The 12720-nt window shown below is 71.5% G+C and carries 8 protein-coding genes, 1 tRNA gene and 1 pseudogene; 6 read left to right on the top strand and 4 right to left on the bottom strand.

All coding sequences use genetic code 11. The features are described 5' to 3' along the window. The 3 genes and pseudogenes from AE652_RS21770 to purM all read left to right on the top strand — a co-directional run. Positions 1–472, top strand: a pseudogene (locus AE652_RS21770) (diacylglycerol kinase); the annotation flags it as partial. 307 nt (positions 473–779) lie between these two features. Further along, entirely contained in the window at positions 780–2363 is a 1584-nt protein-coding gene (gene purF, locus AE652_RS21765; protein WP_049654084.1) for an amidophosphoribosyltransferase, read from the top strand. A gap of 82 nt (positions 2364–2445) precedes the next feature. Then, entirely contained in the window at positions 2446–3531 is a 1086-nt protein-coding gene (purM, locus tag AE652_RS21760) for a phosphoribosylformylglycinamidine cyclo-ligase (RefSeq protein ID WP_049654082.1), read from the top strand. 149 nt (positions 3532–3680) lie between these two features. Here the strand turns inward: purM and AE652_RS21755 are convergent, their stop codons facing one another. Together AE652_RS21755 and AE652_RS21750 are read right to left on the bottom strand one after the other, a co-directional pair. Then, complete coding sequence (locus tag AE652_RS21755; RefSeq protein ID WP_049654080.1) at positions 3681–3938, bottom strand: DUF3073 domain-containing protein; 258 nt, start codon at positions 3936–3938, stop codon at positions 3681–3683. A gap of 382 nt (positions 3939–4320) precedes the next feature. Continuing rightward, the gene (locus AE652_RS21750; protein ID WP_049654078.1) at positions 4321–5478 is read right to left on the bottom strand and encodes a Glu/Leu/Phe/Val dehydrogenase dimerization domain-containing protein; all 1158 of its coding nucleotides are present in this window, start codon (positions 5476–5478) and stop codon (positions 4321–4323) included. A 207-nt stretch (positions 5479–5685) separates the two neighbouring features. Here AE652_RS21750 and AE652_RS21745 point away from each other — a divergent pair, with 207 nt between their 5' ends. Beyond that, positions 5686–6615, top strand: coding sequence for a hypothetical protein (locus AE652_RS21745; RefSeq protein ID WP_234348473.1), 930 nt, complete (start codon positions 5686–5688; stop codon positions 6613–6615). 487 nt (positions 6616–7102) lie between these two features. Beyond that, complete coding sequence (bldC, locus tag AE652_RS21740) at positions 7103–7309, top strand: developmental transcriptional regulator BldC (RefSeq protein ID WP_014137253.1); 207 nt, start codon at positions 7103–7105, stop codon at positions 7307–7309. A 359-nt stretch (positions 7310–7668) separates the two neighbouring features. Here bldC and AE652_RS21735 read toward each other — a convergent pair. Both AE652_RS21735 and hrpA read right to left on the bottom strand, forming a co-directional pair. Further along, a tRNA-Asp gene (locus AE652_RS21735) sits at positions 7669–7742 on the bottom strand. Between the two features lie 156 nt (positions 7743–7898). Next, complete coding sequence (gene hrpA, locus AE652_RS21730) at positions 7899–11879, bottom strand: ATP-dependent RNA helicase HrpA (protein WP_369808314.1); 3981 nt, start codon at positions 11877–11879, stop codon at positions 7899–7901. A gap of 149 nt (positions 11880–12028) precedes the next feature. Here hrpA and AE652_RS21725 point away from each other — a divergent pair, with 149 nt between their 5' ends. Continuing rightward, complete coding sequence (locus AE652_RS21725; protein WP_049654070.1) at positions 12029–12547, top strand: SigE family RNA polymerase sigma factor; 519 nt, start codon at positions 12029–12031, stop codon at positions 12545–12547. Positions 12548–12720: the final 173 nt, after the last annotated feature.

Genomic DNA, 12720 nt, shown 5'->3' with positions numbered 1-12720 from the left:
CTCGGGCGCGCCGCGCCGGCTGGACCTGCTGGTCGACGACGGCGGCGGGGTGGCGCTGGGCGGGGTGCGGATCACCGGCGGGGCCGCGCGCCGTCCGGTGGGCCGTCCGGGGGGCTGGCGTTCGCTATGGGCGAAACTGGCTGCGGCCGAGCAGGCGAACGCACTCACCCCGGACGGCACCGACCACGGCTCCCGGGTCCGGGTCGAGGCCGACGGCCGGCTGCTCGCGGACGTCCACCGGCCGGTCCGGCTGGTCCAGGTCACGCTCCCGACCGGCGCCTCGCACGGAACGGGCGAGATGGAGGTGGTGGTCGCCGCCTCCGGCGCCCTGGTACGGGCCCGGGCGGCGAGCGTCTCGGTGGTCGGGCGCGGCTTCGGCTACGAGGCGGACGGCCACCCGGTCGGCCCGGTCCGGGCCCGGACCTGGACGGTGCACCCGGGGGCCTGGGGCCTGCTGCTGCCGGCGGCCTGACCGGGAGCCACCGGCGGGCGGCCGGGGAACCACGGGCGGACGACCGCCGGACGACCGCCGGGCGACCGGTGGGGGAACCCCGGGTGAGCAGGCTCACGTTCGTCCGCCCCCCGACCCCCGCCGCCGCGCACACCGAACTCCCCAACAGGCGCGAACCGCAAGGCCAACCGCCACGCGCCGGAATTCCCCCCACCCGAAATGCCGGACCGGTAAGGGGATTTGTCTACGCGCGTTAACTCGCGATCGCGGGACAAAGCCGCAGTCCCGGGGTCCGGAAGCCCGGGTCAACTGCCCTAGACTCGAAGGCGTGCCACGTGGTGACGGAAGACTCAACCACGATCTTCTTCCCGGTGAGAAAGGCCCCCAGGACGCTTGTGGCGTCTTCGGTGTCTGGGCTCCCGGCGAGGAGGTCGCCAAGCTCACGTTCTTCGGCCTTTACGCCCTGCAGCACCGCGGTCAGGAATCCGCGGGCATCGCAGTGAGCAACGGCTCCCAGATTCTCGTCTTCAAGGACATGGGGCTCGTCTCCCAGGTCTTCGACGAGGCATCGCTGGGGTCCTTGCACGGGCATATCGCCGTCGGACACGCCCGCTACTCGACCACCGGTTCCTCGGTCTGGGAGAACGCCCAGCCGACCTTCCGCGCGACCGTTCACGGTTCGCTGGCCCTCGGGCACAACGGAAACCTGGTGAACACCGCCGAACTGGCGGCCATGGTCGCCGAACTGCCCGGCGAGGAGCACGTCTCGCGCTCCGGCCGGAACGCCGCGACCAACGACACCGACCTGGTGACGGCGCTGCTCGCCGGCCACCCGGACCTCTCCATCGAGGAGACGGCCAAGGTCGTGCTGCCCAAGGTCAAGGGCGCGTTCTCGCTCGTCTTCATGGACGAGCACACCCTCTACGCCGCCCGTGACCCGCAGGGCATCCGCCCGCTGGTGCTCGGCCGGCTGGAGCGCGGCTGGGTGGTCGCCTCCGAGACGGCGGCGCTGGACATCTGCGGCGCCTCCTTCATCCGCGAGGTCGAGCCGGGCGAGCTCATCGCCATCGACGAGAACGGCATGCGCAGCTCGCGGTTCGCCGAGGCCAAGCCCAAGGGCTGCGTCTTCGAGTACGTCTACCTGGCCCGCCCCGACACCTCCATCGCCGGCCGCAACGTGCACCTCTCCCGCGTGGAGATGGGCCGCCGGCTGGCCAAGGAGGCGCCCGTCGAGGCCGACCTGGTGATAGCGACGCCCGAGTCCGGCACCCCCGCCGCGATCGGCTACGCCGAGGCCAGCGGCATCCCGTACGGCTCCGGCCTGGTGAAGAACGCCTACGTGGGCCGCACCTTCATCCAGCCCAGCCAGACCATCCGCCAGCTCGGCATCCGGCTCAAGCTCAACCCGCTGCGCGAGGTCATCGCCGGCAAGCGCCTGGTGGTCGTGGACGACTCGATCGTGCGCGGCAACACCCAGCGCGCGCTGGTGAAGATGCTGCGCGAGGCCGGCGCCGCCGAGGTGCACATCCGGATCTCCTCGCCGCCGGTGAAGTGGCCCTGCTTCTTCGGCATCGACTTCGCCACCCGCGCGGAGCTGATCGCCAACGGCATGACCATCGAGGAGATCGGCCGCACGCTCGGCGCGGACTCGCTCTCCTACATCTCGATCGACGGCATGATCGAGGCCACCAAGCAGCCCAAGGACCGGCTCTGCCGGGCCTGCTTCGACGGCGAGTACCCGATGGAGCTGCCGGACCCGGCGCTGCTCGGCAAGCTCCTGCTGGAGGCCGAGATCAAGGGCGGCCAGCAGCCGCCCGCCGTCCGCGGCAAGCCGACCAGCGGCAGCGACCTGGACGGCGTCCAGTCGCTGCTCGGCGGGGCGGGCGCGGCCGACGCGCTGCGCCGCCCGTAAGAACGCACGGTGGGGTCCCGCGAACCGGGGCCCCACCGCTGTTTCCGAACCACCCCCACCTGACCCGAAAGGGCCGCACGCAGTGACCAGCAACCAGAACGGCGCCACCTACGCCGCCGCCGGTGTCGACATCGAGGCGGGCGACCGCGCCGTCGAGCTCATGAAGCAGTGGGTGAAGAAGGCCAACCGCCCCGAGGTGGTCGGCGGTCTCGGCGGCTTCGCCGGCCTCTTCGACGCGTCCGCCTTCAAGAACTACGAGCGGCCGCTGCTGGCCTCGGCCACCGATGGCGTGGGGACCAAGGTGGCCATCGCGGCCGCCATGGACAAGCACGACACCATCGGCCACGACCTGGTCGGCATGGTCGTCGACGACCTGGTGGTCTGCGGCGCCGAGCCGCTGTTCATGACCGACTACATCTGCGTCGGCAAGGTCGTCCCGGAGCGGGTCGCCGCGATCGTCAAGGGCATCGCCGAGGGCTGCGCGCTGGCCGGCTGCGCCCTGGTCGGCGGCGAGACCGCCGAGCACCCGGGCCTGCTGGGCCCGGACGAGTACGACGTCGCGGGTGCCGGCACCGGTGTGGTGGAGGCCGACGCGCTGCTCGGCGCGGACCGGGTCCGGGCCGGCGACGTGGTGATCGCGATGGCCGCCTCCGGCCTGCACTCCAACGGCTACTCGCTGGTCCGCCACGTGCTGCTGAACGAGGCCGGCTGGAAGCTGGACCGCAAGGTCGAGGAGTTCGGCCGGACGCTCGGCGAGGAGCTGCTGGAGCCGACCCGGATCTACTCGCTGGACTGCCTGGCGCTCACCCGCGCCACCGAGGTGCACGCCTTCTCGCACGTCACCGGCGGCGGCCTGGCGGCCAACCTGGCCCGGGTCGTCCCGGACGGCCTGCACGCCCGCCTGGACCGCGGCACCTGGACCCCGCTGCCGGTCTTCCGGACCGTCGCCGAGGTCGGCAAGGTGGCCACCCTGGAGATCGAGAAGACGCTGAACATGGGCGTCGGCATGGTCGCGGTCGTCCCGCCGCACTCGGTGGACGCCGTGCTGTCGATCCTGGAGGACCGCGGCGTGGAGGCCTGGCTGCTCGGCGACATCGTCGAGCGCGGCGAGGAGCACGAGGGCGGCGCGGCCCTCTACAACGCCTACGAGGGCTTCCGGGCGAACTGACCCGGCGCTGACGACGGAAGGGCCCCTCCGGAGCTCCGGAGGGGCCCTTCCGTCGTCAGGACCGGCCCGCGCGGCGACCGCCGTACGCGGGAACGCCGAAGACCGGCCCGGCGCCCAGGGCGCCCGGACCGGTCCGGCGGGACTGCTTGTTACGAGCGGCGGGAGGCCTGCGACGGCCCGGTGCCCGGCTCGGTGTCGCCGTCGTCGTCGAGGTCGGCGTAGCGGGCGGCGTACTCCGCGTACGGGTCGTCGTCCTCCTCCTCCTCGATCGGCTCCGGCTCGATCGAAGCGGTGGACGGCGATACGCCCAGCTCGTTGGACAGACGGTTAGCGTCGAACCCGCCGCTGTTGTACTTCAGCTCGCGGGCGACCTTCGTCTGCTTGGCCTTGGCCCGGCCGCGCCCCATGGGTCGACCCCCTCAACGATGGGGCTCACGGCCCCGAGTCTGACACGTGTTCATGATCAGGACCGGCCTGCCCGAATGGGAGGACCGTCCCTTGGAGCATTAACGGTACCTGTTTCCGCCGCTGGACGGTACGTCGTCAGTGTGACGTGGCGCGCACCGACCGCACCCGCGACCAGGTCTTCCCAGGTCAAGGGAGGTTTTGCGGCGTTTTGCGCGCTGTCCAGAGGTGTCTTGGGTCCGTCGTTCCAGGACTGATTATCCCCCCTAGGGGGGCTTCGGATCACCCGTTCGGCCGGAGAAGTGAGAATCCGGTTCCACATCGTGATGCGCGGGGGGCCACTGGGACGGCCCCCCGCGCGCCACGGGGTCGGCTGGTGACCCGTCAGCCGCGGCGGGCGCCGGGCAGCAGCACCGTGCGCAGGGCGCTGATCTCGCGCATCCGCTTCTCGGCCAGGCGGTCGGCCGCGACCGCCGGCGGGACGCCGTCGGCCGTCGCCCGGGTGAAGATCTCCAGGGGGGTGTCGAAGATCTTCGTGGCCTTGTTCTTGGCCCGCTCGAAGTTGAAGCCGTCGATCTCGTCGGCGACCTGGATGACGCCGCCGGAGTTCACCAGGTAGTCCGGGGCGTAGAGGATGCCGCGGTCGGCGAGGTCCTTCTCGACGCCCGGGTGGGACAGCTGGTTGTTGGCCGCGCCGCAGACGATCGAGGTGCCGAAGCCGCCCAGCGCCGCGACGACGTCGTCGGTCAGCGCGCCGCCGAGGGCGCAGGGGGCGTAGACGTCCAGCTTCGCCTGGAGCAGGGCGGCGGTGTCGGCGACCACCTCGACCTCGGGGTGGGCCGCGCGCACGCGGTTGACGGCGGCCTCGAAGGGGTCGGTGACGACGACCGTGGCGCCGTCCGCGACGAGGTGGCCGACCAGGTAGTGGCCGACCTTGCCGACGCCCGCGACGCCGACCCGCTTGCCGCGCAGGGTCGGCTGGCCCCAGCGGGCCTGGGCGGTGGCGCGCATGCCCTGGAAGACGCCGAAGGCGGTCAGGATGGACGAGTCGCCGGCGCCGCCGTGCTCGGGCGAGCGGCCGGTCACGAACTCGGTCTCGCGGGCGATGACGTCCATGTCCTGGACGTAGGTGCCCACGTCGCAGGCGGTGATGTAGCGGCCGCGCAGGGACTCGACGAAGCGGCCGTAGGCCCGGAGCATCGCCTCGTTCTTGTCCTTGTTCGGGTCGCCGATGATGACGGCCTTGCCGCCGCCGAGGTCCAGCCCGGCCAGCGCGTTCTTGTAGGACATCCCGCGGGACAGGTTCAGCGCGTCCTCCAGCGCCGCCTCCTCGGAGGCGTACGGGAAGAAGCGGGTGCCGCCGAGGGCCGGGCCCAGGGCGGTCGAGTGGATGGCGATGATCGCCTTCAGACCCGAGCTGCGGTCGTGGCAGAGGACGACCTGCTCGTGACCGTCGCCGGGGGCGCCGTCCTGCTCGGTACGGAAGATCCTGCTGAGCACGCCGGGTGCGGGGTGCGTGGCGGGGGTCTGTACGTCGGTCACTGTGGTGACTCCAGTATTGAAGGCCCGCTGCTGTGGTGCGGGCGCCTAGGGCGAAGCGTAGTCGGGGGCGCGCCGCCGGTCCGGCGTCTTGCCCGAGCCGGGGCCGGACGTCCGAGGGGTGAGACGGACGGCGGTGCGCAGTGCGGGCGCGAACGGTGCGGGGGCGCGCTCTCCCGGGGCCGCGCGGCGCGTGCGACCATGCAGGACGTGACCGTCGTACGTACCTCCGTACAGCCGCCCTACGCGGCCCACCTGCGGGTCTACGAGCCGCTGGCCGCCTACCCGGAGCCCGACCGGGCACGCTGGCAGGCCTGGGCGGCGGAGCACGGGCCGGATGCCGCGGAGCCGGCCCAGCCGGTGGCGGCGGCGGTGCTGGAGGAGCAGCGGGAGGCGCTCGCCGGGCTGGCCGCCCGCACGCCCCGGGCACTGCCCGAGCGGGAGAGCGGGCGGGCGTACCTGCGGCTGGTGGACGGCGTCCTGTACGTCTGCCCGTGGGCGACCAGGCTGCGCAGCTGGCAGGCCCTGGAGGAGCTGCGGGCCGGGGCGCCGGTGGCGCTGCTGGACACCGCGCTGCCGCCGGTGGCCCGGGCGGCCGCCGAGGCGGACCGGGAGCGCTGGCGGGCCGAGCACCCGGACGCCCGGCCGTGGATCCTGACCAGCCGGTGGGAGGTGCCGGTGCACTGGTTCCTGCCGTTCGGGGACGAGGACCGCTGCTTCGTGCCGGGCGGGGAGGGGCCGGGCGGGGAGGGGTCGGTGGACGGCCCGGGCGGGGGAGCGGAGCGGGGCGGCCGGCCGGCGGCGCTGTTCTACCTGGTGCCGATGGCGCAGGCGCGCCGACGGGTGGCGCGGGCCTTCCGGGCGCTGCGCGAGGCGGCGCCGGACGGGGACCTGGTGCGGGGCGCGGAGCGGGTCGGGCGCTGGCTGGAGGAGTTCCACCCGCGCTCGCTGGTGGAGCTGGACTACGGGGGCCTGGTGCATCTGCTGGGCCCGGAGCGGCTCTTGGCGGACCGTTCGGCGGGGGAGCTGGAGGGGGGGCTGCGGGCGCTGCGGGCCGGCGACACCGCGGAGGCGCTGCGGGTCCACGGGGAGCTGACGGTGCGGTGGCGCCGGGTGCTGGCGCTGCGGCACGCGAACTGACGTCCGACCGCGCGTGTATGACTGTAAGAGTCCTAAGGGCTGCACATCGGATGACCAAGGTCCCGGTTCGGGTCAATAGCTGCCGAACGTGACACTACTCACCGTTGACGCGAACTTACCCCTATGTGCAAAAATGGGACAACCAGCCCAACTTCACGTGAGCGTGCCCACTTTTGGGTGGTTCTGGAGTCGATGCGTGCTTTGCGGGGAAACGGAGGGTCTGGTCCCCTCGTAACCGGATGTCATCACTATGTGACTGTCCGCTATGGGGTGGTCCATCGCCATCCGTCGGCCTTGAACCCGTGAGGGGTCAATTTTGGCGGTTTGGTCGATAGGGCTGGACGGATGGTGTAGTTGTAGACACCAGGACAAGCCGTTCGTCCTATAACCGACTCGGCCCGTCTATGCCATTTCGGGCATCGCGGGCCAAGGTGCAGAATTTGAAGGATAGAACCGCCCTGGTTCGGTTCTCCCGAGGAGGCCGCTCATGACCGCTCGTACCCCTGATGCTGAGCCGCTGCTGACGCCGGCAGAGGTTGCCACCATGTTCCGCGTGGACCCGAAGACGGTCACCCGCTGGGCCAAGGCAGGCAAGCTGACGTCGATTCGCACGCTCGGTGGTCACCGCCGTTACCGTGAGGCGGAGGTGCGCGCTCTGCTGGCTGGGATTCCCGCCCAGCGTACTGAGGCCTGATAGGCCGAAGGCTCTTTTAAAGGGGCCGCTTACCGGACTCCGCCGGGTCCGGTAAGCGGCCCCTTTGTCGTGCCCGCCCGAGGGTGTTCGGGTGTCGGCCGAGTGGTCGGAATGTTGAACTCCGGATAACGATTTGATGCGCGTGGGGTGGGGGGGATTTACAGTGAATAGCTGTACAATTTTACATATTAAATTAACAGGGTTCCGGAGAGGGCTCCACGAGGCCGGCTCCGGAGGGGACCGGGTGACGACCGTCACACGGTCTGTCACTTGTGGTCTAGACCTACTCGGGGTAAAGGGCCGAACGGCCAAAAGCGAGAGGCCCGGAACCTGACGGTTCCGGGCCTCTCGCGTTGCGGCGATCCCGACGGGACTTGAACCCGCGACCTCCACCTTGACAGGGTGGCGAGCTAACCAACTGCTCCACGGGACCAGGGTTTCCTGATCTCGTTCACTCGCTTGCCGCGCTGCGAACAAGACAGACTGTAGCCCATGGTGGGCCCCCAGGTCGAACTGGCTCCTGAACGCCCACCCGCACCCGTCCGCAGCTCACAGCACCGGCGGGGGCGGTCACCCGCCCCCGCCCGGGTCAGAGCGTCGCCCGCGCCGCGTCCATCGCCTTCATGATCCGCTTCTCCGAGACCGGGCTCGGCGTGCCCAGCGACTGGGCGAAGAAGCTGACCCGCAGCTCCTCGATCATCCAGCGGATCGCCCGCACCTCCGCGGACGGCTGGTGCCCGGCCGGCACCGCCGCCAGCAGCTCCCCGTACGCCTGCTGGACCTGCTGCACCTTCAGCAGCTGCTGGGCGTCCCGCTGCGGGTGGTTGGGCAGCGCCTCCAGGCGGCGGTCCACCGCCAGCAGGTAGCGCTTGAGGTCCGGCAGCCGCTGCCAGCCGGTGGCCGTCACGAAGCCCGGGTGCACCAGCGAGGCCAGGTGCAGCCGGACGTCGTTCACCGCGTTCAGCAGCACCGGGCTGCTCACCGACTTCAGCCGGGTCGAGGCCTTGTGGAAGGCGATCAGCGCGGTGGCCGTCTTCAGGGTGGTGTCCGCGGACAGGTCGTACAGGTCCGCGCGCACCTTGTCGTGCAGCTTCCCGAAGGCCGCCTCGTCCCAGGCCGGGCCGCCGTTCAGGGCCATCAGCCGGTCCGTCGCGGCCGACACCACGTCCTCGAACAGGGCGGTGATCGAACCGTGCGGGCTGTGCGAGAGCGCCAGCTTCGCCTGGTTGCCCAGCCGGCCCTGGATCGACTTGGCCGGGGAGTTGGTGGTCAGCGTCAGCAGCCGCCGCGTCCCCTCCCACATCGACCGGGCCTGCGCCTCCGGGGTGTCGAACAGCTTGACGCCGACCGACGGCCCCTCGTCCACCAGCGCCGGGTAGGCGCGCATCGAGTGGCCGCGCGAGCGCTGCTCGAAGGTGCGCTGGAGCACCGGCAGCGAGGCCGGCCAGGCGGTCAGCCCGCTCTGCTCGATGCCCTGGCCGGAGGCGGCCGAGGAGAGCGTCTCCTTGAGCTTGGGCTTGAGCTTCAGCCGCAGCTCCTCCAGGTCCTTGGACTCGGCGAGCTTGCGGCGCCCGTCCACCACCCGGAAGGTCACCTTGAGGTGGTCGGGGACCCGTTCGTCGTCCCAGGCCTCCGGGGGCACGGTGACCGCCGTCAGGCGCTTCAGGGCGTGCTCCAGGGCCGGGAGGAGCGGTTCCTGGCGGTCCTTCACCGCGCGCAGCGCCGCCTTGGCGAAGTCCGGCGCCGGGACGAAGTTGCGGCGGACCGCCTTCGGCAGCGACTTGATGTACGCGGTGACCAGCTCCTCCCGCAGACCGGGGATCTGCCAGTCGAAGCCCTCCGCGGTGACCTGGTTGAGCACCGGCAGCGGGATGTGCACCGTCACGCCGTCCGCGTCGCTGCCCGGCTCGAACTGGTAGGTCAGCTTGAAGCGGAGCTTGCCCTGCTGCCAGTGGTCCGGGTAGTCGGCCTCGGTGACGCCGCCCGCGGCGTCGTTGATCAGCATCGACTTCTCGAAGTTCAGCAGGTCCGGCTGCTCGTGCCGGGCCTTCTTCCACCAGGAGTCGAAGTGCCGGGTGGAGACGACCTCCTCGGGCAGCCGGGCGTCGTAGAACTCGAACAGGGTCTGGTCGTCGACCATGATGTCCCGGCGGCGGGCCCGGTTCTCCAGCTCCTCGACCTCGCCGAGCAGCTTGCGGTTCTCCGCGAAGAACCGGTGGTGGGTCTCCCAGTCGCCCTCGACCAGCGCGTTGCGGATGAACAGCTCGCGGCAGAGCTCCGGGTCGATCCGCCCGTAGTTGACCTTGCGCTGGGCGACGACCGGCATCCCGTAGAGGGTCACCTTCTCGTACGCCATGACGGCGCCGGCCTTCTTCTCCCAGTGCGGCTCGCTGTAGCTCCGCTTGATCAGGTGGCCGGCCAGCGGCTCGACCCACTCCGGCTCGATCTTCGCGTTGATCCGCGCCCAGAGCCGGGAGGTCTCCACCAGCTCGGCCGACATCACCCAGCGCGGCGGCTTCTTGAACAGGCCGGAGCCCGGGAAGACCGCGAAGCGGGCGCCGCGCGCGCCGCCGTACTCGCGCTTCTCCACGTCGAACAGGCCGATGTGGGAGAGCAGGCCGGCCAGCAGCGACTGGTGGATCCGGTCGGCGTCCGGCTCGGCGTCCTCGTGCGGCTCCTCGATCGTGACGCCCAACTGCTTGGCGACGGTGCGCAGCTGGACGTAGATGTCCTGCCACTCCCGTATCCGCAGGTAGTTGAGGAACTCCGACTTGCACATCCGGCGGAACGCCGAGGAGGAGAGCTCCCGCTGCTGCTCCCGGACGTAACGCCACATCGCCAGGTAGGAGAGGAAGTCGGAGGTCTCCGAGTTGAACCGCTTGTGCCGCTCGTCGGCGGCCTGGCGCTTCTCGGCCGGGCGCTCGCGCGGGTCCTGGATGGAGAGCGCGGCGGCGATCACCATGACGTCGCGGACGCAGCCGTTGCGGTCCGCCTCCAGCACCATGCGGGCCATCCGCGGGTCCACCGGGAGCTGGGCGAGCTTGCGGCCGAGCGCGGTCAGGCGCTTGCGCGGGTCCTTCTCGTCCGGGTCCAGCGCGCCCAGCTCGTGCAGCAGGTGGACGCCGTCCTTGATGTTGCGCGAGTCCGGCGGGTCCAGGAACGGGAAGGCGGCGATGTCGCCGAGGCCGGCCGCGGTCATCTGGAGGATCACCGAGGCCAGGTTGGTGCGCAGGATCTCGGCGTCGGTGAACTCGGGGCGGGAGAGGAAGTCCTCCTCCGAGTAGAGCCGGATGCAGATGCCGTCCGAGGTGCGGCCGCAGCGGCCCTTGCGCTGGTTGGCGCTGGCCTGGCTGATCGCCTCGATCGGCAGCCGCTGCACCTTGGTGCGGTGGCTGTAGCGGGAGATCCGGGCGGTGCCCGGGTCGATCACGTACTTGATGCCGGGGACGGTCAGCGAGGTCTCGGCGACGTTGGTGGCCAGCACGATCCGGCGGCTGCGCGAGCGCTGGAAGACCTTGTGCTGCTCGGCCGAGCTGAGCCGGGCGTACAGCGGCAGGACCTCGGTGTTCTTCAGCTTCAGCTTGTCGAGGGCGTCCGCGGTGTCGCGGATCTCGCGCTCGCCGGAGAGGAAGACCAGGATGTCGCCCGGGCCCTCGGCCTGGAGCTCCTCGGCGGCCTCGCAGATCGCCTGGACCTGGTCCCGGTCCCGGTCGCGGTCGACCTCGTCCGCCTCGTCGTCACCGTCCTCGGCGAGCGGCCGGTAGCGGACCTCCACCGGGTAGGTGCGCCCGGAGACCTCGACGATCGGGGCGTCGCCGAAGTGGCGGGCGAAGCGCTCCGGGTCGATGGTCGCGGAGGTGATCACGACCTTGAGGTCCGGGCGGCGGGGGAGCAGCTGCTTGACGTAGCCGAGGATGAAGTCGATGTTGAGGCTGCGCTCGTGCGCCTCGTCGATGATCAGGGTGTCGTACTGGTGCAGGTCGCGGTCGGTCTGGATCTCCGCGAGCAGGATGCCGTCCGTCATCAGCTTGACCAGGGTGTCCTGGCCGACCTGGTCGGTGAACCGGACCTTCCAGCCGACCGCCTCGCCGAGCGGGCTGTCCAGCTCCTCCGCGACCCGCTCCGCCACCGTGCGGGCGGCGATCCGGCGCGGCTGGGTGTGGCCGACCAGGCCGCGCACGCCGCGGCCCAGCTCCAGGCAGATCTTCGGGATCTGGGTGGTCTTGCCGGAGCCGGTCTCGCCCGCGACGATCACCACCTGGTGGTCCCGGATCGCCGCCAGGATCTCGTCCTTCTTCTGGCTGACCGGGAGCTCGGCGGGATAGCCGATCTCCGGCACGGCCTTCCGGCGGCGCTCGACGACCAGCTCGGCGCGGTCGATGTCGGCGGCGATCTCGGCGGCGACCTTCTGCCGGGCCTCGGGCTTGCGGACCCGACGGGCCCCCTCCAGCCGGCGCCCGATCCGCACCTGGTCGCGCAGGGTCAGCTCGGGCAGACGGGCGGCCAGCTCGCCGATTCCGGGGCCGCCCTCGGCGGGTACGGTGGCGGACTGGACTGCGGGAGAACTCACTGCGGGCATCCCTCTAGGTTCGCAAGGAGGCACGGCGGAGCGCACCTCGGTTTTCGAGCCCCTCCAGTGTCACAGCCGTGAGCGGCGAATCGCGAACGCCGGGCAACGGTCCACGGCCGTCCCGGGCTCTGGGGGGTGAGGCGGTGCTCATGGGAGCCCACAAGACCGCCCGGGACGAGGAGTTCCGGACGTTCGTCGGCAGCGCCTGGTCACGGCTGCTCAGGACGGCGTACCTGCTCGCGGGGGACCGGCACGGCGCCGAGGACCTGGTCCAGCAGGCGCTGGAACGGGCGTACGCGGCCTGGAACAGGGTGCGCGCCGCGGACGATCCGTACGCCTACGTGCGCCGGATCGTGATCAACGAGCACGCCCGGCGGTTCCGGCGGCGGCTGGTCGAGTACCCGGTCACCGAATTCCCGGACCGGCCCGCGCCGGCCGGCACCGACCCGGACGACCGGGCCGTGCTGCTCGCCGCGCTCGGCACCCTGCCGCCGCGGCAGCGCCAGGCCGTGGTGCTGCGCTACTGGGAGGACCTCAGCGAGACCCAGACCGCGGAGGCCATGGGCTGCTCGGTCGGGACGGTGAAGAGCCAGGCGGCCCGAGGGCTGGCCAAACTCCGCGGGGCCTCCTCACTCATCGGACTGACGAGCATCGGAGGGGCAAGATGAGCAACCAGTACCTGCCCGGGGACGAGGCGGGCGGCGACGAGCCGGCCACCGTACGGGCCCTGGGCGAGCTGGCCGGCAGCGTCGAGACCGGGACGGTCCCGTACGACCGGCTGGTCGCCGGGGGCCGGCGGCGGCTGCGGCGCCGGCGGCTGCTGACCGCCGGGGTGGCGGCG

The organism is Kitasatospora sp. MY 5-36 (assembly GCF_001182915.1).
Lineage (GTDB): Bacteria > Actinomycetota > Actinomycetes > Streptomycetales > Streptomycetaceae > Kitasatospora.
The sequence above is the reverse complement of the archived record's forward strand: the minus strand, read 5'-3'. Positions and strand labels throughout refer to the sequence as shown.